Annotated in this window: 26 protein-coding genes; 13 read left to right on the top strand and 13 right to left on the bottom strand. The window is 68.4% G+C overall.

Annotation, left to right across the window (positions count from 1 at the left end; genetic code table 11):
- Window positions 1-154 precede the first annotated feature (154 nt).
- A complete protein-coding gene (locus CV103_RS09460) occupies window positions 155-2,419 on the top strand; it encodes an NADP-dependent malic enzyme (protein WP_107394758.1) in 2,265 nt (754 codons plus the stop codon).
- Between the two features lie 123 nt (window positions 2,420-2,542).
- Here the strand turns inward: CV103_RS09460 and CV103_RS09465 are convergent, their stop codons facing one another.
- The gene (locus CV103_RS09465; protein ID WP_015458954.1) at window positions 2,543-3,034 is read right to left on the bottom strand and encodes an outer membrane protein assembly factor BamE; all 492 of its coding nucleotides are present in this window, start codon (window positions 3,032-3,034) and stop codon (window positions 2,543-2,545) included.
- Window positions 3,035-3,184: 150 nt separating this feature from the next.
- On the opposite strand from CV103_RS09465, the gene CV103_RS09470 reads away from it, so the two are divergent.
- The 5 genes from CV103_RS09470 (at window position 3,185) to CV103_RS09490 (ending at window position 6,614) form a co-directional block, all read left to right on the top strand.
- Entirely contained in the window at window positions 3,185-3,703 is a 519-nt protein-coding gene (locus CV103_RS09470; protein ID WP_015458955.1) for a ubiquinol-cytochrome C chaperone family protein, read from the top strand.
- Window positions 3,700-4,236 carry a YceD family protein gene (locus CV103_RS09475; RefSeq protein ID WP_015458956.1) on the top strand — a complete coding sequence of 179 codons (537 nt, stop codon included), beginning with the start codon at window positions 3,700-3,702 and terminating at the stop codon, window positions 4,234-4,236. Before CV103_RS09470 ends, CV103_RS09475 begins: the two co-directional genes overlap by 4 nt.
- A gap of 158 nt (window positions 4,237-4,394) precedes the next feature.
- On the top strand, window positions 4,395-4,934 hold the full coding sequence (gene infC / locus CV103_RS09480; RefSeq protein WP_041864887.1) for a translation initiation factor IF-3: 540 nt from the start codon (window positions 4,395-4,397) through the stop codon (window positions 4,932-4,934).
- A 229-nt stretch (window positions 4,935-5,163) separates the two neighbouring features.
- A complete protein-coding gene (gene rlmB, locus CV103_RS09485; protein WP_107394759.1) occupies window positions 5,164-5,922 on the top strand; it encodes a 23S rRNA (guanosine(2251)-2'-O)-methyltransferase RlmB in 759 nt (252 codons plus the stop codon).
- Window positions 5,919-6,614, top strand: a complete 696-nt coding sequence (locus CV103_RS09490; protein WP_015458959.1) for a hypothetical protein — start codon at window positions 5,919-5,921, stop codon at window positions 6,612-6,614. Before rlmB ends, CV103_RS09490 begins: the two co-directional genes overlap by 4 nt.
- 16 nt (window positions 6,615-6,630) lie before the next feature.
- On the opposite strand, the gene CV103_RS09495 is transcribed toward CV103_RS09490, so the two are convergent.
- On the bottom strand, window positions 6,631-7,302 hold the full coding sequence (locus tag CV103_RS09495) for an HAD family hydrolase (RefSeq protein WP_015458960.1): 672 nt from the start codon (window positions 7,300-7,302) through the stop codon (window positions 6,631-6,633).
- A 183-nt stretch (window positions 7,303-7,485) separates the two neighbouring features.
- Here CV103_RS09495 and CV103_RS09505 point away from each other — a divergent pair, with 183 nt between their 5' ends.
- From CV103_RS09505 to CV103_RS09520, 4 genes are read left to right on the top strand one after another with little or no spacing between them, the layout of a single operon-like run.
- Complete coding sequence (locus CV103_RS09505; RefSeq protein ID WP_015458962.1) at window positions 7,486-8,586, top strand: ABC transporter permease; 1,101 nt, start codon at window positions 7,486-7,488, stop codon at window positions 8,584-8,586.
- On the top strand, window positions 8,586-9,392 hold the full coding sequence (locus CV103_RS09510; RefSeq protein ID WP_084653414.1) for an ABC transporter ATP-binding protein: 807 nt from the start codon (window positions 8,586-8,588) through the stop codon (window positions 9,390-9,392). The genes CV103_RS09505 and CV103_RS09510 overlap by 1 nt, the downstream gene beginning before the upstream one ends.
- Window positions 9,393-9,398: 6 nt before the next feature.
- Complete coding sequence (locus CV103_RS09515; protein WP_015458964.1) at window positions 9,399-10,352, top strand: MlaD family protein; 954 nt, start codon at window positions 9,399-9,401, stop codon at window positions 10,350-10,352.
- 5 nt (window positions 10,353-10,357) lie between these two features.
- Window positions 10,358-10,939, top strand: a complete 582-nt coding sequence (locus CV103_RS09520; protein WP_107394761.1) for an ABC-type transport auxiliary lipoprotein family protein — start codon at window positions 10,358-10,360, stop codon at window positions 10,937-10,939.
- 229 nt (window positions 10,940-11,168) lie between these two features.
- On the opposite strand, the gene ppc is transcribed toward CV103_RS09520, so the two are convergent.
- The 5 genes from ppc to CV103_RS09545 all read right to left on the bottom strand — a co-directional run bounded on the left by ppc (window position 11,169) and on the right by CV103_RS09545 (window position 16,704).
- Complete coding sequence (gene ppc, locus CV103_RS09525) at window positions 11,169-13,850, bottom strand: phosphoenolpyruvate carboxylase (RefSeq protein ID WP_107394762.1); 2,682 nt, start codon at window positions 13,848-13,850, stop codon at window positions 11,169-11,171.
- A gap of 54 nt (window positions 13,851-13,904) precedes the next feature.
- Window positions 13,905-14,315, bottom strand: a complete 411-nt coding sequence (locus CV103_RS09530; protein ID WP_015458967.1) for a hypothetical protein — start codon at window positions 14,313-14,315, stop codon at window positions 13,905-13,907.
- Between the two features lie 186 nt (window positions 14,316-14,501).
- On the bottom strand, window positions 14,502-15,230 hold the full coding sequence (gene gloB, locus CV103_RS09535) for a hydroxyacylglutathione hydrolase (protein WP_107394763.1): 729 nt from the start codon (window positions 15,228-15,230) through the stop codon (window positions 14,502-14,504).
- A complete protein-coding gene (locus CV103_RS09540) occupies window positions 15,227-16,294 on the bottom strand; it encodes an NAD(P)H-dependent flavin oxidoreductase (RefSeq protein ID WP_107394764.1) in 1,068 nt (355 codons plus the stop codon). Before CV103_RS09540 ends, gloB begins: the two co-directional genes overlap by 4 nt.
- Window positions 16,288-16,704 carry a VOC family protein gene (locus tag CV103_RS09545; RefSeq protein ID WP_107394765.1) on the bottom strand — a complete coding sequence of 139 codons (417 nt, stop codon included), beginning with the start codon at window positions 16,702-16,704 and terminating at the stop codon, window positions 16,288-16,290. Before CV103_RS09545 ends, CV103_RS09540 begins: the two co-directional genes overlap by 7 nt.
- Window positions 16,705-17,026: 322 nt before the next feature.
- On the opposite strand from CV103_RS09545, the gene CV103_RS09550 reads away from it, so the two are divergent.
- Entirely contained in the window at window positions 17,027-17,392 is a 366-nt protein-coding gene (locus CV103_RS09550; protein ID WP_015458971.1) for a UrcA family protein, read from the top strand.
- A 134-nt stretch (window positions 17,393-17,526) separates the two neighbouring features.
- Here CV103_RS09550 and CV103_RS09555 read toward each other — a convergent pair whose 3' ends face one another.
- Entirely contained in the window at window positions 17,527-18,279 is a 753-nt protein-coding gene (locus CV103_RS09555; RefSeq protein WP_107394766.1) for a LytR/AlgR family response regulator transcription factor, read from the bottom strand.
- Window positions 18,269-19,540 carry a sensor histidine kinase gene (locus CV103_RS09560; RefSeq protein WP_015458973.1) on the bottom strand — a complete coding sequence of 424 codons (1,272 nt, stop codon included), beginning with the start codon at window positions 19,538-19,540 and terminating at the stop codon, window positions 18,269-18,271. Before CV103_RS09560 ends, CV103_RS09555 begins: the two co-directional genes overlap by 11 nt.
- Before the next feature lie 232 nt (window positions 19,541-19,772).
- Between CV103_RS09560 and CV103_RS09565 the strand changes: the two genes are divergently transcribed.
- Window positions 19,773-20,036: a hypothetical protein gene (locus CV103_RS09565; protein WP_236626767.1), complete on the top strand. Its 264-nt coding sequence runs from the start codon at window positions 19,773-19,775 to the stop codon at window positions 20,034-20,036.
- Between the two features lie 269 nt (window positions 20,037-20,305).
- On the opposite strand, the gene CV103_RS09570 is transcribed toward CV103_RS09565, so the two are convergent.
- From CV103_RS09570 to CV103_RS22400, 4 genes are read right to left on the bottom strand one after another with little or no spacing between them, the layout of a single operon-like run.
- Window positions 20,306-20,998 (bottom strand): endonuclease/exonuclease/phosphatase family protein, encoded by a 693-nt coding sequence (locus CV103_RS09570; protein ID WP_070931922.1) that lies wholly within the window; start codon window positions 20,996-20,998, stop codon window positions 20,306-20,308.
- Between the two features lie 11 nt (window positions 20,999-21,009).
- Window positions 21,010-22,440: a metalloprotease TldD gene (tldD, locus tag CV103_RS09575; protein ID WP_107394767.1), complete on the bottom strand. Its 1,431-nt coding sequence runs from the start codon at window positions 22,438-22,440 to the stop codon at window positions 21,010-21,012.
- Between the two features lie 43 nt (window positions 22,441-22,483).
- Window positions 22,484-22,690, bottom strand: a complete 207-nt coding sequence (locus CV103_RS09580) for a zinc-finger domain-containing protein (RefSeq protein ID WP_107394768.1) — start codon at window positions 22,688-22,690, stop codon at window positions 22,484-22,486.
- Window positions 22,691-22,723: 33 nt separating this feature from the next.
- Entirely contained in the window at window positions 22,724-22,867 is a 144-nt protein-coding gene (locus CV103_RS22400; protein WP_170112600.1) for a hypothetical protein, read from the bottom strand.
- A gap of 147 nt (window positions 22,868-23,014) precedes the next feature.
- Here CV103_RS22400 and CV103_RS09585 point away from each other — a divergent pair, with 147 nt between their 5' ends.
- Entirely contained in the window at window positions 23,015-23,938 is a 924-nt protein-coding gene (locus CV103_RS09585) for an ABC transporter ATP-binding protein (RefSeq protein ID WP_015458978.1), read from the top strand.
- Window positions 23,939-23,947 lie beyond the last annotated feature (9 nt).

The following is a 23,947-nucleotide window of genomic DNA, read 5'->3' on the forward strand; positions in this document are numbered from 1 at the left end:
CCCTTCAGAGCCTGCGTCGGTATTGTCCGGCAGGATAGTGAGAGATTCTTCGTGCCCGGCGCGGGCATCCGCCCGCCTGCCCGACCCGGACCGGTTTCGACACAGGCTCCCGAAAGAGCATGCGACAACCGGTGTCCCAAGGAGCAGCACGACGATGAGTGAAGGCAGCAACGTCCAGTTTTCGGAGCGCGAAGCGCTGCTGTTCCACTCGCACGGCCGCCCCGGAAAGATCGAGATCGTCGCCTCCAAGCCGATGGCGACCCAGCGGGACCTGAGCCTCGCTTATTCGCCGGGCGTCGCCGTGCCGGTGCGGGCCATCGCCGAGGACCCGGCGACCGCTTATGATTATACCGCCAAGGGCAATCTCGTCGCCGTCATCTCCAACGGCACCGCCATTCTCGGCCTCGGCAATCTCGGCGCGCTGGCGTCGAAGCCGGTGATGGAGGGCAAGGCGGTGCTGTTCAAGCGCTTCGCCGACGTCGATTCGATCGATATCGAGGTCGCGACCGAGGACGTCGAGAAGTTCGTGGAGGCGGTCGCCCTGCTCGAACCCAGCTTCGGCGGCATCAATCTGGAAGACATCGCCGCCCCGGGCTGCTTCATCATCGAGCAGGCGCTGCGGGAACGGATGAACATCCCGGTCATGCATGACGACCAGCACGGCACCGCGATCATCGCGGCGGCCGGCCTCATCAACGCCTGCCACCTCACCGGCCGCGACATCCGCGACATCAACGTCGTCGTGAACGGCGCCGGCGCCGCCGCGATCGCCTGCGCCGCGCTCATCAAGTCGATGGGCGTGCCGTCCGATCGCGTCATCATGTGCGATCGTTCGGGCGTGATCTACCAGGGCCGCGAAACCGGCATGGACCAGTGGAAGTCCGCCCATGCGGTGAAGACGGACAAGCGCACGCTGGCCGAGGCGATGGTCGGCGCGGACGTGTTCCTCGGCCTGTCGGCGGCCGGCGCGCTCAAGCCGGAAATGGTGAAGACGATGGCGGACAAGCCGATCATCTTCGCCATGGCCAATCCCGATCCGGAAATCACCCCGCCCGAAGCCAAGAAGGCGCGGCCCGACGCGATCGTCGCCACCGGCCGGTCGGATTATCCGAACCAGGTCAACAATGTGCTGGGCTTCCCCTTCATCTTCCGCGGCGCGCTCGACGTGCGGGCGACCACGATCAACGAGGAGATGAAGATCGCCGCCGCCCAGGCGCTGGCGGAGCTGGCGCGCGAGCAGGTGCCGGAGGAAGTCGCGCTCGCTTATGGCGGCGCGGCGCCGCATTTCGGCAACGACTATATCATCCCCGCGCCGTTCGATCCGCGGCTCATGGAAATCGTGCCGGTCGCCGTCGCCAGGGCGGCGATGGATTCGGGCGTCGCGCGCAAGCCGATCCTCGATCTCGCGGCCTACAGGGAGGAGCTGAAGGCCCGGCTCAACCCCACCACCTCGGTGCTGACGCTGGCTTATGAAGGCGCCAAGGCGCACCCCAAGCGCGTCGTCTTCGCCGAGGCGGAGGAGGAAGTGGTGCTGCGCGCCGCCATCCAGTTCCGCGACGGCGGCTATGGCATCCCCGTGCTGGTCGGCCGCGATGACGTGCCCGAACGGCTGCGCGCGCTCGGCGTCGACAAGCCCGAGGAGTTCGAGCTGCACAACAGCCGCGTCTCGCCGCTGGTGCCCAAGATGGTCGACTATCTCTACCAGCGGCTGCAGCGGCGCGGCTATCTGCGCCGCGATGTCGAGCTGATGGTCAATCAGGATCGCAACATCTTCGGCTCGCTGCTGGTCGCCCTGGGCGAGGCGGATGCGATGATCACCGGCGTCACCCGCACCTATTCGCAGACGATGCGGCAGGTCCGCCGCGTGATCGATCCCGCCGCCGGCCGCAAGCCGTTCGGCATCCACGTCCTCGTCGGGCAGAGCCACACGGTGTTCATGGCCGATACCACGATCACCGAACGGCCGACCGCGGAGGAACTGGCCGACATCGCCGAGCGCACCGCCGCCGTCGCCCGCAGCATGGGGCATGAACCGCGCGTCGCCTTCCTGTCCTATTCCACCTTCGGCAATCCGTCCGGCAACTGGCTGGAACCGATCCGGGGCGCGGTGTCGCTGCTCGACGAACGCGGCGTCAGCTTCGAATATGAAGGCGAAATGGCGCCGGACGTCGCGCTCAACCCCAAGGTGCAGAAGAATTATCCCTTCATCCGCCTGTCGGGCCCGGCCAATGTGCTGATCATGCCGGGCCTCCAGTCGGCCAACGTCTCGGCCAAGCTGCTGCGCGAGCTGGGCGGCGATTCGGTGATCGGGCCGATGCTGGTCGGCATGGAAAAGCCGGTGCAGATCGCGACCATGGGCGCGTCCGCGTCCGAACTGGTCACGCTCGCGGTGCTGGCCGCCGGCGGCATCGCCCGCTGATCGGCCGGCCCGGCCCGCGCACAGCAAAAAGGGGGCCGTCGAGCCCCCTTTTTCATGCCGCTTGTTCCTTGCATCCCCCCGAATCAGGCACGGGGTGACGGCGCTTCCTAAAAAGCGCGCCGCTTATTGGGGATTGTCGGTCGTGCCGCCGCCCACCGGCGCGCCGACGCCGCCGACCCGGCCGATATTGCCGAACAGCTCGGCGAAGAAGCCGCGATCGCGGCCCAGGGTCGGCGTCTTGTCGCCATTGGGGCTCAGCGTCACCACCTTCTCCAGCCCGCTCTTGTCGACGGCGGTCACGTTGCCCGCCTTGTCGAACCGCACCGCCAGCGTCATCTGCGAAACGGGGCGGGGGCTGGCGAAGGCGAGCTGGCGGGTGTCGCGGCTGATATAATACCAGCTTTCCGCGCCGCCCTTGTCGAACTGCCCGGCGAAGCTCGGCCGGCCCAGCGTCTTCGACACCGAATCCTTGTTGTCGATGCCCGGCTGCACCGAATCGATCAGGGTCGCATCGACCACATAGCCCTTATGGTCGCGGATGCGCGCGCAGCCCGCGGTCGCCAGCACGGTCAGTGCCAGGGCCGCCGTTCCGAGGCGCGAAAGCGTAAGCGACATAATAAGGCATCTCCTGATCGGCGCATCTGCGGGCGGCCCATGCGCGGGCGCGCTGCCGAATGCCATTGCATCGGCGCCCGCCCGCCTCAATATGCGGGGAAGCCGTGCCGACGCAAGCGCGGCGAGACAGACCGGAAAGTGCCTGCCCTCGTGTCCATCCTCCGCCGCCTCTTCCCCGAACGCGATCAGCGCGCGCCCTATCGCCCGCTCTACGATGCCATCGTCGCCGAAGCCCGCCAGCCCGCCTGGTATCTGGAAGGCGGCGCGCCCGATACGGTGGACGGCCGGTTCGACATGGTGGCCTTGGTGCTGGCGCTGGTGCTGATCCGGCTGGAGGCGGAAGGCGTGCCGGGCCGGCTGCCCTCCACCCTGCTCACCGAATTGTTCGTGGACGACATGGACGGCCAGCTCCGCCAGATCGGCGTCGGTGATGTCGTGGTCGGCAAGCATGTCGGCCGGATGATGAGCGCGCTCGGCGGCCGCATCAGCGCCTATCGCGCGGCGCTGGCCGATGGCGGGCCTTTGGCGGACGCGCTCGGCCGCAATCTGTGGCGCGGGGCGCCCCCGGCCGATACCGGCCCCGCCGAGGCCCGCGTCCGCGCCCTCTACGCCGCGCTCGCCGCCATGCCGGCCGATGCCCTCTATGCCGGCGGGATGCCCAGGCTGTGACGACCGCGCCCGAATTCGCCCGCCCCATCCGCTTCGATTCGATCGGCGAGGCGGAACGCGCCGTCGATCTGGAGGCGACGCCGGAAGAGCGCGCCGCGCTCGCCCGCCGCTTCGGCCTGATCGCGCTCGATCGGCTGGTGGCCGAGGCCCGCCTTCACCGCCAGGGCCAGGCCGTCCTGGCCGAAGGCCGGCTCGCCGCCGAGGTGCAGCAGGCCTGCGTCGCGACCGGCGAGCCGGTGCCGGCCGCGATCGACGAATCGTTCCGCCTGCGTTTCGTGCCGGAGGCGGAGATGTCCGCCGAAGGCGACGAGATCGAGCTTTCCGAGGAGGACTGCGACACCATCCCCTTCGACGGCGCCCTGATCGACATCGGCGAGGCGGTGGCCGAGACGCTGGCCCTCGCGCTCGATCCCTTTCCGCGCAGCCCCGATGCCGCCGCCACGCTCAAGGCGGCGGGCGTGCTGCTGGAAGGGGAGGAGGAAACCGGGCCGTTCGCGGCGCTCAAGGCGCTGCGCGACAAGCTGGGCGGCTGAACGGCGGACGGCACGGGGGCGAAAAGCGCGTCCGCCCTGCAACAATCGCCACGAATCTGCATGTGCGGGCGCCGCCGCATCTTCCAAAATGCCCCTCCGCGCATTACATCGCGCCCTTGCTGAAAGCCTCGACAGGAGAAACTGCTATACGTCCGCCCATGATGCGCCGCCCGCTGGGGCAGCCGCCGATGCCGCTCAATGGCCCGCGATATAATGAGTTCATCCAGTCGCCCAAGGTACGGGTGATTGATGAAAACGGCGAGAATCTGGGCGTGATGTACACGCGCGAAGCGATGGAGCAGGCCCAGGAGGTCGGGCTCGATCTGGTCGAGGTCTCTCCCAACGCCGATCCGCCCGTGGCCAAGTTCCTGGACGTGGGCAAGTTCAAGTACGAGGCGCAGAAAAAGGCCAACCTCGCCCGCAAGAGCCAGAAGACGCAGGAGATCAAGGAGATCAAGATGCGTCCGAACATCGATGACCATGATTACGACACCAAGATGAAGAAGGTGTTCGAGTTCATCGAGGAAGGCGACAAGGTGAAGGTGACGCTGCGCTTCCGCGGGCGCGAGCTGGCGCACGGCCAGCTCGGCATGCAGGTGCTGCAGCGCGTCCAGGCCGACACCAACGAAGTGGCCAAGGTGGAACAGTTCCCCCGCATGGAAGGCCGCCAGATGCTGATGGTGCTGGCGCCCAAATAAGAGCGGGTTTTTCCTCACCTTCACTCATTTTCCGGCCGTCATCCTGACGAAGGCATGTCCCGGGCGAAGTCACGGGGGTCAGGATCCATTGCCGCTCCGGCCGTTATCGGGCGCTGCGGGCAATGGATGCTGAATCAAGTTCAGCATGACGGTGGATGGGCGGCGAATAATGCGGCAGGCCCCCACGGCCCGCTTGCGTCCGGCCCCGCTCCCCGCCAAACACGCGGGCATGCGTAGAGGCCATCGTCCATCCGCGCCGGCTTCGGGCCGGCCCCGTTTCTGGGGGCGCCATGCGGTTATCGCCGCGCTCGCCAATCCCGATCGCACCGTCCGCCGCATGTGGGGCACGCGGGAGGCGCTGGCCGCGCTCGATGTGCCGCCCGTCATCCCCGTCACCTTCGCCGATGTCGCCGATCTCGGCCGGCTGGTGCCGTCCGATGCGCCGCATCAGGGGCTGGTGATCGAGGTCGATCCGCTGCCCGATATCTGGCTGGGCGACCTGCTGGAACGCGGGCGCGACGATCGCCGCCCGCTGATCGTGCTCGATCAGGTGACGGATCCGCACAATGTCGGCGCGGTCCTGCGCTCGGCGGCCGCCTTCGACGCGCTCGGCATCGTCACCCAGGATCGCCACGCGCCGCCCGAATCGGGCGCGCTGGCGCGGGCCGCCTCGGGCGCGCTGGAGATCGTGCCCTGGGTCCGCGTCGTCAACCTCGCCCGCGCGCTCGACGAGATCGCCGAGGCCGGCTTCTGGCGGATCGGCCTGAGCGGCCATGCGAAGCAGTCGCTGGGCCAGGCGATCGGCACGGCGCGCGTGGCGCTGGTGCTGGGCGCGGAGGGCGAGGGCATGCGCGCCAATACCGAGGCGCATTGCGACGAGCTTGCCAAGCTGCCGATCAGCCCGCGTGTCGAAAGCCTCAATATTTCCAATGCCGCGGCGATCGCGCTCTATGCGGTGGCGACGCGCGACCAGGGGATTGATCGATGAAGCTGGCGCGTCTCGCAGTGGCCTTTCTCGCGCCGCTCCTGCTCGCGGCCTGCGTGCTGCAGCCGGGCAAGTTCGCCTCCGCGCTCACCGTCAAGGCGGATCGCAGCTTCACCTTCGCCTATAAGGGCGAGGTGATCGCCATCGATCCGGCGGAGATGATGTCTTCCAGCCTGGCGACATCGTCTTCCGACGACGGGGATGGCGAGGCGGCGGCCGATCGGAAGGCGGAAAAGGCGAAGGAGGCCGGCGAGAACGAGGCCAAGCGCAAGGCGATCGCCGAAGCGCTGATGAAGGAGGAGGGCTATCGCGCCGTCACCTATCTCGGCGGCGGCAAATATCTGATCGACTATGAGATTTCGGGCAAGCTCGATCACGGCTTCGTCTATCCGTTCAATTCGGATGCGGAGGTGCTCTTCCCCTTCATCGCGATCGAGCTGCGCAAGGACGGCCTGGTCCGCGTCTCCGCCCCGGCCTTCGTCGGCTCGACCAAGAAGGCGGGCGGCGCGCCGGGCATGCCGAGCAGCAACGATGCGGTGGACGGCAGCTTCACGCTGACCACCGATGCCGAGATCACCATGCACAATAACGAGGCCGGCGCGCAGCCCGGCCCCGGCGGCATGAAGACGCTCAGCTGGCGGGTGACGCCGATCAGCAAGGACGCGCCGACGGCCGCCCTGCGGCTGGCGCGCTAGGCCCCGGAACGGGGCGTCAGCCCCATTCGGCGGTCGGCCAGCCGCGCTCGGCCGCCAGCCGGCGCAGCCGGTCGTGCGCGTTGACGGCGAAGGGCTCGTCCGCCCATTCCATCACCGGCGCGTCCGAGGCGTGATCCGAATAGAAACGGATGTGGCAGGCCTCGCGCGCCAGCCCTTCGGCGGCCATCCAGGCCTGGATCATCCGCAGCTTGGCCGGGCCGTAATTATTCTCCCCGTCGATCCGCGCCCGGATCCGGCCATCCAGCCCGATCACGCTGTTGGTGGCGATCACGTCGTCGAAGCCCAGCCGTTCGCCGATCGCCTCCGAATAGAGCCGGTAGGATGCCGTCGCCATCACCAGCCGCCGTCCGGCGGCGCGATCGGCGGCGATCTGGGTGAGCGCGCCGGGATGGATGTTGGCCGCCACCGTCCGGTCGGCGAAGCTTTCGGCCACCGGCGCCAGATCGGCCGGCGATATCGCGCGGCCCAGCAGCAGCATGTGGTTGATCTCCTTCAGCCTGCCCCGATCGATCAGCTTCAGCACGTAAGCCAGCATGGACAGCAGCACGATCGGCACGAACAGCAGCCGCCACGGCGCCCGCCGCCGCGCCGCGTGGAGCAGGAAGGGCGTGTAGGTGGCGATCCGCGTGATGGTGCGGTCCATGTCGTAGATGGCAAGCTCGGTCATGTCCGCGCCTTAGAGCCTGTTCGGCCGGGATTGAAGGGTCGCGCGGCCGCGATCGGCGGATGAATCGCCGCCGCCGTCCGCTTCGCTTCGCCCCGCGCGACGGAAAAGAACGCGATCTCCGCGATTTCGCGGGTCAGCTTCCCGGCTTGCCGCGCGGACGATCCTCCCCCATGGTTGTCGGGCATGAGCGACGCTGCGGATTTCACGATAGACGACCAGCGGGTCCTCCGGCTTTCCGGGGAATGGACGCTGGCGCGCCTGGGCGAGGTGCCCCGCCGGATCGAGGCGCTCGATACGCCGCCGGCGCGGATCGACCTCAGCGATGTGCCGCGCATCGACACGGTCGGCGCCTGGCTGGTGCACCGGCTGTCGCGCGACAGCGGCGCCGCGATCGACGGCACCAATGCCGATGCCGCGCAGCTCATCGACCAGGTGGCCAAGGCCGATCAGGCCACCACCGTCCGTGCCGAGCATGTATCGCCCACCACGCGCATCCTTTCCCAGGTCGGCCTGGCCACCGTCACCGCCGGGCAGACGCTGGTCGGGCTGGTCGGCTTCTTCGGTGCGATCCTCATTTCCTTCTGGTCGGTCGTCCGCCATCCCCGCCGGTTCCGGGGCAATGCCGTCACCCGCCAGTTCGAGGTGGTCGGCGTCGACGCGCTCGGCATCATCGGGCTGATGAGCTTCCTGATCGGTATCGTCATCGCCCAGCAGGGGGCGGTGCAGCTCCGCCAGTTCGGGGCGGAGGTGTTCACGATCAACCTGATCGGCCGCATCACCCTGCGCGAGCTGGGCGTGCTGATGACGGCGATCATGGTCGCCGGCCGGTCGGGATCGGCCTTCGCCGCGCAGATCGGATCGATGAAGCTCGCCGAGGAGGTGGATGCGATGCGCACCATCGGCATCGCGCCGATGGAGGCGCTGGTGCTGCCGCGCGTGATCGCCACCGTCGTGCTGATGCCGCTGCTGGGTTTCTATGCCTCGCTGGTCGCGATCGTGGGCGGCGGCATCCTGTGCTGGATCTCGCTCGATATCCCTCCCGCCACCTATATCCAGCGCATGCGCGAGGTGGTGCCGATGACCGATCTCTGGGTCGGCCTGGTCAAGGCGCCGGTGTTCGGCGCGATCATCGCCATGGCGGGATGCTTCCAGGGCATGCAGGTGCAGGGCAATGCCGAGGAAGTGGGCCTGCGCACCACGGCGGCGGTGGTGCAGGCGATCTTCCTGGTGATCGTGCTCGACGCCTTCTTCGCGGTGTTCTTCTCGTCGATCGGATGGATCTGATGGCGGGGGAGGACGATATCGCCATCCGGGTCGAAGGGCTGAAGAACGCCTTTGGCGACCAGGTGGTGCACGAGAATCTCGATCTCGAGGTCCGGCGCGGCGAGATCATCGGCGTCGTCGGCGGATCGGGCACGGGCAAGTCCGTGCTGATGCGATCGATCATCGGCCTCCAGCGCCCGGAAGCCGGCGAGGTGACGGTGTTCGGCGTGCCGATGACGGGCGAATCGCTCCACACGCCGGAGGCCGAGGCGATCCGGCGGCGCTGGGGCGTGCTGTTCCAGAACGGCGCGCTCTTCTCCACGCTCACCGTGGCCGAGAATGTGGAAGTGCCGCTCCGCGAATATTATCCCGCGCTCGATCAGGAATTGCTGGACGAGATCGCCGGCTACAAGATCGTGATGTCGGGCCTGCCGGTCGATGCCGGCCCCAAATTCCCGTCGGAGCTTTCGGGCGGCATGCGCAAGCGCGCCGGGCTGGCGCGGGCCCTCGCGCTCGATCCCGAGCTTCTGTTCCTGGACGAGCCGACGGCCGGCCTCGATCCGATCGGCGCGGCCGCCTTCGACGAATTGCTGCACGATCTCAGCAGGACGCTGGGCCTCACCGTGTTCCTCATCACCCACGATCTCGATACGCTCTATGCGATCTGCGATCGGGTGGCGGTGCTGGCCGATCGCCGGGTGATCGCGGTCGGCACCATCCCGGAACTATTGGCGTTGGACCATCCGTGGATTCAGGAATATTTCAACGGGCCGCGTGGAAGGAACGCCGCGCAATCCGCGGAGCGGGCCGGAACGGGGAGAGACTGACGAATCATGGAGACCCGTTCTAACCACGTCCTGGTCGGCAGCGTCGTGCTGGCGCTGCTCGCCGCCGTGCTGCTCTTCACGGTATGGCTCGCGCGGCTTTCCGGCGCGAACGAGCATGAGTTCGACATCTTCTTCAAGCAGTCGGTCGATGGCCTGGCCAAGGGCACGGCGGTCACCTTCTCGGGCGTGCCGGTGGGGCAGATCAAGGAAATCGTGCTGATGCCCGATCAGCCGGAATTCGTGCGCGTGCGGATATCGGTGAAGGGCGACGTGCCGATCCTGCAGGGCACCACCGCCACGATCAGCGGCGTCGGCTTCACCGGGGTCAGCCAGATCAACCTCGACGGCGCGATCCGGGGCCAGCCGCCGATCGCCTGCCCGGACGACGATCGCAGCGCCCAATGCCCCTATGGCCGCCCGGTGATCCCCACCAAGCCCGGCACGCTGGGCGAGCTGCTTAACAGCGCCCCCCAGCTCATGGAGCGGCTGTCGACGCTCACCGAGCGGCTGGGCGAGCTGGTGAACGACAAGAACCAGAATTCGGTGGCCCACATCCTCGCCAATCTCGAACGGCTGAGCGGGTCGCTCGCCGATCGCGGGCCGGAATTGCAGGGCGTGCTGGCGGACAGCCGCGTCGCCATCCGCCAGGCGGGCGATGCGGCCGAGCAGATCGGCGCGCTGGCCAGCAGCACCAACGGCCAGCTCCAGCCGATCGCCGCCGATCTGCGCCGCACCGTCCAGTCGGCGGAGCGCAGCATGGCGGAGCTGGAAGGGGCGATCGGCGATGCCCGGCCGGGCCTCAAGGCCTTTTCTACCCAGACGATCCCCGAGGTCGGCCAGCTCGTCCGCGATCTGACGGAGATGTCGGAGGCGCTGACCGGCGTCGCCAACAAGCTCGATCGCGGCGGCGCGGGCGCGGTGCTGGGGGGCAGCAAGCTTCCGGACTACAAACCGAAATGAGGCGCATGAAACCGCATCCGATCCTGATCGCGGCAGTGCTGCTGCCGCTCGCCGCCTGCGTGCGCATCGGCGAAAAGCCGCCCGCCAGCCTGATGACGCTCACCTCCACCGCCGCGCTGCCGGCCGGCCCGCCGCGTACGGCGCGCGATGGCCAGGCGGTCGCCGTGCTGGTGCCCAGCGTGCCCCAGGCGCTCAACGTGCTGCGCGTGCCGGTGCAGACGGGGCCGACCGGGCTCGCCTATCTCAAGGATGCGCAGTGGGTGGAACCGCCCGCCCGCCTGTTCCGCAACCTGCTGGCCGAAACCATCGCCGCGCGCACCGGGCGGCCCGTGCTCGATCTGCGGCAATATTCGCTGGCGCCCGGCATGCGGCTGGCCGGCCGGCTCCAGCAATTCGGGCTGGATGCGGGTAGCGGCGAGGTCGTGGTGATCTACGATGCCACGCTGGCGCGCGGCAACGATGTCGAAACCCGCCGGTTCGAGGCGCGGACGAAGGTGACGCGCGAGGAGCCCGGCCCGGTCTCCGCCGCGCTCAACCAGGGCGCGAACGAGATCGCCGTGCAGGTGGCCGACTGGATCGGCGCCTGATCCGGCCCGCGCCGGCATTTTAGGCGGCGTGGGGGAAATAAGTGTCGGCGAGGAGGCCGACGCTTAAAAAAGCCCTCCCCCCGTCATTCCCGCTAAAGCGGGAATCCATTGTGTCGGAAGCTATCGGCTCAATCGAGCCAACCGCGTCCACGGATTAGCTGCGCTGGCCTCCGGCCCCCGCCTGCGTGGGGAATAACGAGGGAGGGCGTCCGCCCACCCCCGATCCTTGTCACCCGCTGTTGCGCAGCGCCGTGGCGATGGCGTTGATCGAAAGCTGGATGCCTTCGTGGATGCGGGGATCGTCCTCGCCGGCGCGGTGGCGCTTCAGCAGCTCGATCTGCAGGTGATTGAGCGGCTCTATATAAGGCAGCCGGAGCCGGATCGATTCGTCGAGCGCCGGGCTCTTTTCCAGCAACCGGCTCTGCCCGGTGATGTCGAGCAGATTGTCCCGCGTGACATGCCAGCCGTCGCGGATGCGATCGAAGATCGTCTGGCCATGCGCCTGATCCTCGACCAGCGCGACATAATGGCCGGCAATCTCCATGTCGGACTTGGCGAGCACCATTTCGAGATTGGCCAGCGTCGATTGCAGGAAGGGCCAGCCCTCCACCATCTCGGCCAGCAGCCCGCGATCCTCGAACGCCGCCAGCGCCTGGCCCACGCCATACCAGCCGGGCAGCATCACGCGGGCCTGCGCCCAGGAGAATACCCAGGGGATGGCGCGCAGGTCCTCGATCCGGTCGCTCTTGGTGCGGCTGGCGGGGCGCGATCCGATCTTGAGGTCGGCGATCTCGGCGATCGGCGTGAACTGGCGGAAGAAGGTGCGGAAGCCCTCGGTGCCGTAGACGAGGTCGCGATAGGCGTGGAAGGCGGTGTCCGAAAGCTTGGCCATCGCGCCCGCGAACCGCTCATATTCGGCCTCGGCGAGCTGCGGCGGCTCCAGGCTGGCCAGCAAGGTGGCGGATGCCATGGCCTCCAGATTGGTGACGGCACTTTCGCGGGTGCCATATTTGGCGGCGATCACCTCGCCCTGCTCGGTGATGCGGATGCGGCCCGCGACCGTGCCGGGCGGCTGCGCGCGGATCGCCATGAAGGATGATCCGCCGCCCCGGCCCACCGCGCCGCCCCGGCCGTGGAACAGCTGCATCGCCGCGCCCGCGCGTTCGAACACCGGCGCCAGCGCCCGGCTCGCCTGGTGCAGGCTCCACACCGAGGTGAGGTAGCCGCCATCCTTGTTCGAATCCGAATAGCCGACCATCACCTCCTGCACGCCGCGCGCGGCGGTGATCGTCGCGGCCTCGGGCAGGGCGAACCAGGCGGTCATCACCTTCGGCGCGTTTTCGAGGTCGGCGATGGTCTCGAACAGCGGCACCACCATGATCGCGGACGTGGGTGTGTCGCCGGGGACGTAGAGGCCGGCTTCCTTGAGGAGGATATGGACCTCCAGCAGGTCCGACACGCTTTCCGCCTTGGAGATGATGTAGGTGGTGATGGCCTCGGCCCCGTAGCGGGCGTGCGCCTCGGCCGCGGCGTGGACGATCGCCAGCTCGGACGCGGTCTCGTCCGAATAGGTGACATAGGGGCTGGAAAGCGGGCGGGAACTGGCCAGCTCCCGCCGCAGCAGGGCGACGCGGCCTTCCTCGTCCAGCGCGCGATAATCCGCCTCGACGCCGGCGCTGTTCAGCAGCTCCGCCACCACGCGCTCGTGCACGTCGGCATTCTGGCGCAGGTCGAGCGTGGCGAGGTGGAAACCGAAGGTCTCGACCGCGCGGATCAGCCGGCCCAAGCCACCGCCGCCCGCCAGCGCGCCATCGCCGTCGCGGGCCAGGGCATGGGCGATCGCGACCAGATCGGCGCGGAAGTCGGCCGGATAGGCATAAGGTTCGGCATCGGCCGAGGCCGGCGGCCGGGGCGGCTCGCGGCCGACCAGCACGCGATACGTCGCCGCCAGCCGCGAATAGACGCCGGTGATCGCGCGGCGGAAGGGCTCGTCGCTGCGGCTGGGGGAATCGTCGCCGCTGCGTTCGGCCAGCGCGATCACCTCCTCGGTCACGGGCGTCAGCTCGGTCGAGATCGAAAGCTCGGCGCCCAGCCGGTGCAGCAGGTCGAGATAATGGCCGATCACGGTCTCCGCCGCCCGGCCCAGCGCCAGCCGCAGCGAATCGGCCGTCACGTTGGGATTGCCGTCGCGATCGCCGCCGATCCAGCTTCCCGGCCTCAGGAAGCTGGGCGGGCGCTGGCCCAGCGCGCGTTCCCAGCGGGCGTGGAGCGCGGGGATGACGGGCAGGAACACGTCGCGCAGATAGGCGAGCGCGGTCTCCACCTCGTCGGCGACATAGAGCCGCTCGCGCCGCAGCGGCCGCGTCTGCCAGAGCAACGCGATCTGGCGGTAGATCGCCTCCTCCACCAGCTCGCCGCCGTCGGTTTCCGTGCGGCCCATGTCGCGCAGCTTCATCAGCTCGGCGATGTGGTTGCGGTGGTCGATGGTGGACTTGCGCCGCACTTCGGTCGGGTGCGCGGTCAGCACCGGCGCCACCAGCGCCTGCTGCAGCAGCGCCGTCACCCGATCGCGGTCGATCCCCTCCGCCTCCAGCCGCGCGATCGCCTGGGCGACGTCGGCCCCCGGCTCGGCCGCCACGCCCTGCCGGTCCTCGGCCAGGTTGGCGAGCATCGAGAACAGCATGAAGCCGCGCACGAAGGAGATGGTGTCGTCGAGGGTGAGCGCGTCCAGCCCTAGCTCGATCGAATCCGGCGCGGCGATGCCGCGATGCCGGTCGACCGAGGCGGACCGGATATATTCCACCCGCCGGAACAGCGCGTCGCCGCCATAGGCCCGGATGACGTCGCCGAGCAGGCGGCCGAGGAAGCGGATGTCGGGGTTCTGGCGGGTATGGGGGATCGCGATGCGCATGCGGCGACGCTGCAACGCAACAATCGTGGCGTCAATGCCTCGCTTGGCCGAATATCATTGTTTCTTGCGATATTCGGTGAAGGTGCCGAGCGGGCAGGCGCCATATTGGATCGGCGAGGGCGGATCGATCACGGTGACGAGATCGAGGTTGCACAGATTGCCCGTGGTGATGCGGGTGACGAGCGCGCGGTCCTTGCGCAGCCCGGTGCAGCGTCCGCCGGCGGGCTGGTTCACATAAAGCCGGTTGGACGTGATCTCGTAGATGATCGCGGTCGGATCGATGATCCGGCTGCTGCGCACCTGGCTCAGCGGGATGCAGTTCGCCGTGCCGACGGGCTCATAGCCGGCAAGCGCCTTCTGGGCGGCTTCGCTCAATGGGGCGTCGGCCTTGCTGTCGGCGGCATAGGCGCAGCCGCCGATCGTCATGGATGCGGCCAGGGCGGCGACAAGATGGAGGTTGCGCATTGGTCTGTCTCCCGGATCCCATCCCCTGATGGCGCGCATCATAGCATGGGCTGGGCTGGCTGTTTTGAAAATCCGGCTTTCGCCGGATTTCGGCGGCACCGGCCCGCTCCCCCACCCGGCCGCCCATTAAGATACTGCCGTTGGGCAGCCGGTGGGGGAGCGGGCCGGTGCGGCGCTGACAAGCCCTCAGCCCCGGAACGAATCCTTGGCGGCGCGGCGTTCGGCCAGCTCCTCGATCGATGCGGCCCGCATGAAGGGGTTGGTGGCGCGTTCCAGCGCGATGGTGGTGGGCACGGTCGCCTCGCCCCGGGCGCGCAGGGCGTCGACTTCGGCCATGCGCCGGGCGATCGCTTCATTGCCCGGTTCCGCCGCCAGCGCGTAGCGTCCGTTGGACTGGGTATATTCGTGCGCGCAATAGACGGCGGTGTCGCCCGGCAGCGCCTCCAGCTTGCGCATGTTGGCGAACATCTCGGCCGCCGTGCCCTCGAACAGCCGGCCGCAGCCCATGGCGAACAGCGTGTCGCCCACGAACGCGGCCTTCGCCGCCGGCATCAGATAGGCGATATGGCCCGCCGTATGGGCCGGCACGTCGATCACCCGCGCGGCATGGCCGCCGAGATGGACGACATCCCCTTCCGCCACCAGCCGGTCGAGCGTCGGGATGCGTTCCGCCTCGGCCGCCGGGCCGGTGACGGTGCAGCCCGTGGCCTGCCTGATCTCCGCATTGCCGCCGGTGTGGTCGGGATGCCAGTGGGTGTTCCAGATCTGCGTGATCCGCCAGCCCCGCGCCTCGGCGGCGGCGAGCACGGGCCCGGCGACGGCGGGGTCGATCGCCGCCGTCTCACCGCTTTCGCCGTCATGGACCAGCCAGATATAATTATCGGTCAGCACGGGGATGCGGGCGATTTCGATCATAGCTGCCAGCCTGTATCGGTCCGGCCGAGCAGCGCAAGCGCATCCGCCGCGAGATGCTCGGTCAGCGTCCTTGCCGGCAGCGGCCGGCCGATCCGTGCCGCCTGCCCCGCCCAGCAGGGGCCGAAGCCCTCGGGATCGGCGGTGCGCAGCCGCGCCAGCGCCGTGGAGGCATAAGGGAAGCGCGGCGCCTCCTCGCGGATCGGGCCCAGCGCCTTCATCAGCCGGTTGGGAATGCCGCGGGCGAGGCCGCCGCTGAACAGGTTGGTGAAAAGGCTATGCTCGGCCGCCTCGCTCGCCAGCAGGTCGCGGTGCGGCTCATGGATCAGGCTTTCCGGGCAGTGGAGATAGGCGCTGCCGATCTGCACCGCGCTCGCGCCCAGCAGCAGGGCGGCGGCGATGCCCCGGCCGTCGGCGATGCCGCCCGCCGCGATCACCGGCACGTCGACCGCGTCGACGACCTGCGGCACCAGCGCCATCAGCCCCATCTGCGCCGCCGGGTCCTCGCCCAGGAAGCGGCCCGCATGGCCGCCGGCTTCCCAGCCTTGCGCGATCACCGCGTCCACGCCGTGCGCCGCCAGCCAGCGCGCCTCGGCCACGCTGGTGGCGCTCGCCAGGATCAGCGCGCCGGCGCCGCGCGCGCGGTCCATCAGCGGGGGATCGGGCAGGCCGAAGTGGAAGCTGACGATCTCGGGGCGCAATTCCTCCACCAGATCGGCCATCGCGGCGTCGAACGGCGCGCGCAGCGGCGGCGGCGTGGTGGGCGGGCCGACATGGAATTCGGCGTAGAAGGGCTCCAGCAGCGCCCGCCACGCGCTGTCGTCTGGCTCGGCGCCCAGCCGGTGGCAGAAGAAGTTGAGGTTGATCGGGCCGGCGGCCCGCGCACGCAATTCGCTATACTGGCTGCGCAGCGCGCCGGGGGACAGCATGGCGCAGGGCAGGGTGCCCACCGCGCCGCCCGCCATGGCGCCCGCCGCCAGGCCCACCCCGCCGGCGCCCGCCATGGGCGCCAGCAATATGGGGTGGGCGGACCCCAATCGTTTCAGGAAGGAGGCGCGGGTTACCATGTCCCCGTATTGGGCATCGAGGCCCAGGGCTCCTGCGGCGGCAGATGGCCGTCCTGGAGCAGCTCGATCGAGATATTGTCCGGCGTGCGGACGAAGGCCATGTGGCCGTCGCGCGGCGGGCGGTTGATCGTCACGCCGGCCTCCATCAGCCGCTGGCAGGTCTCGTAGATATTGTCGACGCGATAGGCGAGGTGGCCGAAATTGCGGCCGCCATCATAGCCGCCTTTCTCGTCCCAATTGTGGGTCAGCTCGACCTGGGCCTCCTCGTCGCCCGGCGCGGCGAGGAAGATCAGGGTGTAGCGCCCTGCCTCATTTTCCATGCGGTTCACTTCCCTGAGGCCCAGCAGCTCGAAGAAGCGGATGGTCGCGTCCGGGTCGGACACGCGGATCATGGTGTGCAGATATTTCATCCTGCCTATCCTAGGCGCGGATGCCCGCCGGTTGAAGGGGAAAGCGGCGGATGCCCGCAGGCTTCCGCCCGAATCGAATCGCGGGGAAGGCCGCCGTCACCCCTCGCCGCCCGCGCTCAGGTCGTTCGTCGGTGGCTTTTGCATGTTCGTCGCAATCGCGGGGAATTGGTAGAGCGAAGGGGCGCTCCGGTCGAACCTGTAATGCGTGCGAAGCCAGCTTTCCGTAGGGAAAATGCATGGCGACGGGGCAGTCCGTTCACCGTCTCCAACAGGATCGCAAATCCGGCCGAAAGGCCCTGTATCGGTTCGAAGGAGAGTTACCATGTTCACGCGTTTCACCCGCTCCGCTCTTTTAGGCAGTCTTGGTGCCGTGGTTGCTTCCGCGACGCTGCTGGCGGCTCCCGCCTCCGCCCAGAGCGAACCCCGCACCGCCGTCGTCCGCTACGGCGATCTGGATCTGAACTCGAGCGACGGCGTCGCCGCCCTCGACAGCCGCGTCCGCCGGGCCGTCGCCAATGTCTGCGGCGTCGGTGACTCGCAGACGCTCACCGAAATCGCCCAGTCGCGCAAATGCGCCCGCACGGCGATGAACGAAGCCAATGGCCGGGTCCAGTTCGCGGTTGCCGCCGCCCGGTCCAAGCAGGGCTATGCCAGCAACGACGTCACGGTGAAGACGCCGGCCCGCTGATCGGCCCGTCACACGGAATATCGCCGGCGCAGAACTGGAAATCAGTCCCTTCCACGGCGTCTGCGATGCGCCCCCGGGGTTCCCTTGCCCCGGGGGCGCTTATTCATGGGCCCGTGCCGGCTGGAAACCGGCGCTCAGCGCCCCGTGATCGCCTTGGCGGCCTGCAGATAGGTGCGGCCGATCCGCACCTCGGTGCCGTCGGCCAGGTCGGCATGCCACACGCCCAGCCCGTCGTGGCGCAGCTTGGCGATATGATCGCGGCGGACGATGGTCGATCGGTGCAGGCGGATGAAGCGGTTGGGGTCCAGGCGCCGTTCCAGCTCGCTGATCGTCTGGTGCAGCAGGAAGCTGCGCTGGCCGATATGCAGCCGCATATAATCGCGCTCCGCCTCGATCCGGTCGATATCGGCGGCGGCGACGCGGATCATCTCCGATCGGTGCGGCACCCAGAATTCCTCGGTCCAGCCGGTCGGCTGCGGCTTTTCCGTCGGCGGCTGGCGCAGTTTGTCGTGCACGCGGGCGACGGCCTTGCTCAGGCGCTCGCCAGAGACCGGCTTCAGCAGATAATCGACCGCCGCCACGTCGAAGGCGGCGACGGCGAACTGGTCGAAGGCGGTGCAGAAGATGATCGCCGGCCGGTCCGCCTGTTTTTCCAGCGCCTGCGCCACGCCCATGCCGTCCAGCCCCGGCATGGCGATGTCGCATAGCAGCAGGTCCGGCTTCAGCGCCTCCACCAGCCGCAGCGCGGCCTCGCCGTCGCTGGCCGTGCCGACAAGGTCGATGCCGTCGGTCTGGGCGCAGAGGATCTGCAGCCGCTCGATCGCCAGCGGCTCGTCATCGACGATCAGCGTGCGAAGCGCGCGTTCGGGCGCGGTATCAGCAGCCATGGCGCGACAGCGGCAGGAACAGGGTTACGGCGAAGCCGCCGCCCGGCAGCGGCCCCCAGCGGCAGCTGCTGTCGCTGCCGAAGCGGGCGGCCAGCCGTTCGCGCACGTTGCGCAGGCCCACGCCCGTGCCGCCGTTCATCTCATTTTCCGGCATCGGGTCCCCATCATCCTCCACCGTCAGCACCAGCCCGTCCGAATCCTCGCGGGCCTTGATGCGGATCGTAACCGGACGGCGCGCACGCGAAACCCCATATTTGACGGCATTCTCGACCAGCGGCTGGAGGATGAGGCCCGGCACGCATGCGGTGCGCAGCGGATCGGGCACCTCCACCTCCACCTTCAGCCTGTCCGGGAAGCGCACCGCCTCTATGTCCAGATAGAGGCGCTGCAGCCGGATCTCCTCGTAAAGCGGCACATCCTCGGTCGGGTCGCCGGTCAGGCTGGTGCGGAAGAAGGTGGAAAGGTTCATGATCATCCGCTCGGCCTCGGCCTTCTTGTCGGTCATCACCAGCGAGGAGAGGGAGTTGAGCGTGTTGAACAGGAAATGCGGGTTCACCTGATAGCGCAGCGCGCGCAGTTCGGCCGATTGGGCGGCGGCGCGGAAGCTCGCCGTCTCGCGCTCCGCCCCGCGCACGGCGGCGGCATAGCAGAGCGCGAGATAGAGGGCGGCCCAGCAGGAGAAGAAGAAGAAGCCGTTCGCCCCCTGATCGGCGATCACCATGATCGGCTTCTTTTCCTCGTCGGTCATGTCCTCCTCGTCGCCGCCCACCTGGATGGTCACCTGGCGGCTGGCAGACGGCGCGGGCGGCGACGGCGGGGCGGGCGGCGCCATCACGCCGCCGGGCAAGGCGGGCGGCGCGGCCGGCGCGGGCGGGGCCTCGCCCTTCTCGATGATGACCTTGGTGGTCTTGCGATCATGCTTGCTGGGGAAATGGCGGTCGAGATGCTCGAACGCGATCCAGTTGACCGTCGCATAGGTCAGCGCCGCCGGCACCGCGAGCAGCGCCGCCGCCGCGATCGCATGCTTCAGCGAACGGCCCACCACCCGCCGCAGGATCAGGTAGACGAGGAAGGTGATCCCCATGCTGATCAGGGTGACGACGGCGCGATAGCCGAGCATCACCACCTGATGATCGTAACCCAGCCCGGCACCGCGCAGCGTTATGATCGTGAAATAGAAAAGCCAGAAGCCGACGATGGAGAGCAGGGCGACGCGGTGGCTGATCTGGACCTTGGAAGACTCGTCGTGATCGTTATGCATCGTCCATCTATAACGCTCCCTGCCTTAATCGGGAGTGGCGTGTCGCCGCCGTCCGTCGAACCCGGCCCTACGTTCATCGAAAGTTCAGGTTGAACGCCCCGGTTGCACCGACGGAACATGCCCCTGTCGCCGCGCGTTTTTGTCCAAACGAGAGGCCGGAATGCGGGCCTCCGGATCGGCCCCGATACGAGCCGGGGCCGTGATTTCCAACGCGAATGGCCGAGAGGATCGGATGATGGACGCACATGGCGGCAAGCCGAGCACGGATGACTATCCCACCACCAAGATCAGGACCGCGCACGATGCGAGCGACGACCGGCGCCTGCGCCGCGATCCATCGGACGAGGATGCCAAGCTGGACGTGGCGCTCGACGAAAGCTTCCCCACCTCCGATGCGCCCTCACTCACCCAGCCCGCCAAGGGCAAGGACCCGGCGCCCTCCTCCGGCTATGACGAGGCGGCCGAACGCAAGCGGGCGGAGAAAGCGAAAGGCTAGGCGGCGCGGAGGAATGATCGGCAGGAAGCCTGCGCTTTGCTTTCGCGTGGAGTAGAAACGCCCCACCGACATAGCCCCAAATCCGTCATTCCCGCGCAGGCGGGCGCCATTAGGCCATCGCAGCTAATCCCCAGCGCAGCTAATCCATTGTGTCGGGTGCTATCGACTCAATCGGGCCAGCCGCCTTCCATGGATGCCCTGCGCGGGAATGACGGATTTGGAATCGCCGCCCCCCGAAAGACACTCCGCGTCAGGCCGAGGCGGACGGATCAGATGGAAAGCCGCGCCCAGATCGGCAGGTGATCGGACGCGGCCGAGGACCGGGCCGAACGGTGCACGCCGCAGTCGCGCGGCGTGAACTGCCGGTCGATCAGGATGCGGTCGAGGCTGGCGAGGGGGCGGCGGCTGTGGAAGCTGCGGCCCGTGTCCAGCGTGCGGAAGCCGCCGGCGGCGAATTCGGCAAGGCAGCCGCCGGTCTTCGCCCATTCGTTGAGGTCGCCCATCATCACCGTCGGCTGCGGCGCGCGCTCGGCAAGCTGGGCCAGGATGGAGCGCACCTGCCGCCGCCGCCACAGGCCCGAAAGATCGAGGTGCATGCCCACCACCCGGATCGGCCGGCCATGGACGCTGAGGTCCGCCCACACCGCGCCGCGCGGCTCGATCACCGGCAGGTGGATCGGCGCGTGGGCGACGATTTCCACATGACGCTTCACCAATATCGCATTGCCGTGCCAGCCGATGCCGCCGGGGCGGATATCGTAATCGACGGGCTTGTAGCCGCTATGCTCGGCGATCATGTCCACCGGGATCGCCGAGGTGCGCGATCCGAAGCGCAGGTCCGCTTCCTGCAGCGCCACGATATCGGCGTCGATCTCGTGCAGCACGTTCAGGATGCGGGCCGGATCGCGCCGCCTGTCGGTGCCGACCGCCTTGTGGATGTTGTAGCTGGCGACGGTGATCATCGCCGGCATGGTCAGGCCGCCGTTCCGCCTACGGTGAGCCCCTCGATCAGCAGCGTCGGCTGGCCCACGCCCGCCGGCACCGATTGGCCGCCCTTGCCGCAGATGCCGATGCCCTCGTCCAGCGCCATGTCGTTGCCGATGGCGCGCACCTTGGTCAGCACGGAAGGCCCGTCGCCGATCAGGGTGGCGCCCTTGATCGGCGCGCCGATGCGGCCGTTCTCGATGCGATAGGCCTCGGTGCAGGAGAAGACGAACTTGCCCGAGGTGATGTCCACCTGCCCGCCGCCGAAGCTGGTGGCGTAGATGCCATTCTTCACGCCGGCGATGATGCCGGCCGGGTCGTCCCTGCCGCCCAGCATGAAGGTGTTGGTCATGCGCGGCATCGGCGCATGGGCGAAGCTTTCGCGCCGGCCGTTGCCGGTGGCGGGCACGCCCATCAGCCGGGCGTTCAGCCGGTCCTGCATATAGCCGACGAGGATGCCGTCCTCGATCAGCACGTTGCGCTGGGTGGGCGTGCCCTCGTCGTCGATGGTGAGCGATCCGCGCCGCCCGGCGATCGATCCGTCGTCCACCACGGTGACGCCGGGCGCCGCCACCCGCTCGCCGATCCGGCCGGAGAAGGCGGAGCTGCCCTTGCGGTTGAAATCGCCCTCCAGCCCGTGGCCGATCGCCTCGTGCAGCAGCACGCCGGGCCAGCCGGGGCCGCACACCACCGTCATCTCGCCGGCCGGCGCCGGCACCGATTCGAGGTTGACGAGCGCCTGGGCCAGCGCCGCGTCGATCGCCCGGTTCCAGTTCGCCTCGGCGAACAGGTCGTCATAGAGATAACGGCCGCCCAGCCCGAAGAAGCCGCTCTCGCGCCGCCCGTTCTGTTCGGCCACGATCGAGACGTTGAGGCGCACGAGCGGCCGCACGTCATGCGCGACGAAGCCGTCGGGCCGGACGATCGCCACCACGCTCCACGATCCCGAAAGCGCCACCGTCACCTGCGCCACGCGCGGGTCGCGGGCGCGGGCCGCCGCGTCGATCTGCTGGCACAATGCCACCTTCTTCGCGAAGGGCACCAGGTTCAGCGGATTTTCGGCGGTGTAGAGCGCGGCGTTGGTGCGGCGCGGCGGTGCGGCCCTGGCGCCCTTGGCCGGATCGAGCAGGGTCATCGTCTCGGCCGCGCGGCGGATTGCCGCCTCGCTGATCTCGTTGGCGTGGGCGAAGGCGGTGGTCTCGCCCGAAACGCCGCGCAGGCCGAATCCCGCCTGCGTGTTGAAATCGGCGGTCTTCAGCCGGCCGTCGTCGAAGCCGAAGCTCTCGGACGCGGCATATTGCAGGTAGAGCTCCCCGTCGTCGCAACCCTTCAGCGCGTCCGCCGTCAGGCGCAGCGCGCCATCGGGGTCCAGCGCATTGTCGCGATAGAGGAAGCGGCGGGGATCGGGGAAGATGCTCATGCCCCCCGATATAGGCATGTCCCCGGCAAAGTCGAAGGGAGGATCAGTGGCCGGTGCCGGTGCCTTTATCGGCCGGGCCGCCGATCAGGATGAAGCGGCGGTCGCAATAGCCGCAATCGGCATAGCCCTTCTCGTCGATCTCGATCCACACGCGCGGATGGCCGAGCGCGGCCCCGCCGGGAATGTCGGAAGCCCCGTCGCAGGCGACGCGGGCGGTGGAGACGCGGACGGATTCGGGCGGCGGCAGCATGAATTTCCCCCTAGCGCAGCCGTGGGCCGCGGTTCAAGCGGTCTGATGCGCCGGAACGGTGGCCGCGCGGGCGGGGTGCACGGTGGTGAGCGTCGCCAGCATCGCGGCCAGCATGGCGGCGGCGGCAAGCGCGCGGCGCGATCGGCGGAGGTGGAGCTGGTGAAACATGCGGCCCATCTGCGCGCGCGCGGGTAAACTTCGTGTGAAGGAACATGGTTAGCGGAATGCTTGGGAAAAGGCCGCGAAGGCCTCGGGTCCATCCGCCTGGCACCCGAATCGCCGACTCCCTTTGCGCGCCCGGCTCCGGCCGGCTAAAGCCCCGGCATGACCGAAGCCGCCATCCGCATCATCGATCTCGCCAAAACCTATGCCGGCGGCAAGCAGGCGCTGAAGGGCGTCAGCTTCGATGTGCCGCGCGGCCAGATTTTCGGCCTGCTCGGCCCCAATGGCGCGGGCAAGTCCACCCTGATCAACATCCTGTCGGGCATGGTGAACAAGACCTCGGGCACCGCCGAGATCTGGGGCTTCGACATCGATCGCGACGCGCGCAACGCCAAGGGATCGATCGGCATCGTGCCGCAGGAGATCGTGTTCGATCCCTTCTTCACCCCGCTGGAAACGCTGGAGAACCAGGCCGGCCTCTATGGCGTGCCGAAAAGCCAGCGCCGCTCGATGGAGCTGCTGCGCGCCGTCCATCTCGACGACAAGGCCAATGCCTATGCCCGCTCGCTTTCGGGCGGCATGAAGCGGCGGCTGCTGGTCGCCAAGGCGATGGTCCATTCGCCGCCCGTGCTGGTGCTGGACGAGCCGACCGCCGGCGTGGACGTGGAATTGCGCCAGCAGCTCTGGGCCTATGTGCGCGAACTCAACCGCGGCGGCGTCACCGTCGTCCTCACCACCCATTATCTCGAGGAGGCCGAGGAACTGTGCGATCGCATCGCGATCATCAACCACGGCCAGCTCATCGCCAACGAACCGACGCGCAAGCTCGTCGGCATGGCGCGGGAAAAGGTGGTCGAGGTCACGGTCGATCGCGATCTCGCGACGGTCCCGTCCTCGCCCTTCTTCGACAAGATCGAGCTGAAGGGCGAACGCACCGTCGTCATCACCTATAACAAGGATCGCCTGAACGCCGGCGGCGTGCTGGCGGCGCTGCAGGGCGAAGGCCTCGGCATCGTCGACGTCTCCACCCGCGAGGCCGATCTGGAGGACGTCTTCCTCAACCTCACCCGGGCTGTGAACGGCTGACCCCCGCAA

This window comes from Edaphosphingomonas fennica (assembly GCF_003034225.1).
Lineage (GTDB): Bacteria > Pseudomonadota > Alphaproteobacteria > Sphingomonadales > Sphingomonadaceae > Sphingomonas_E > Sphingomonas_E fennica.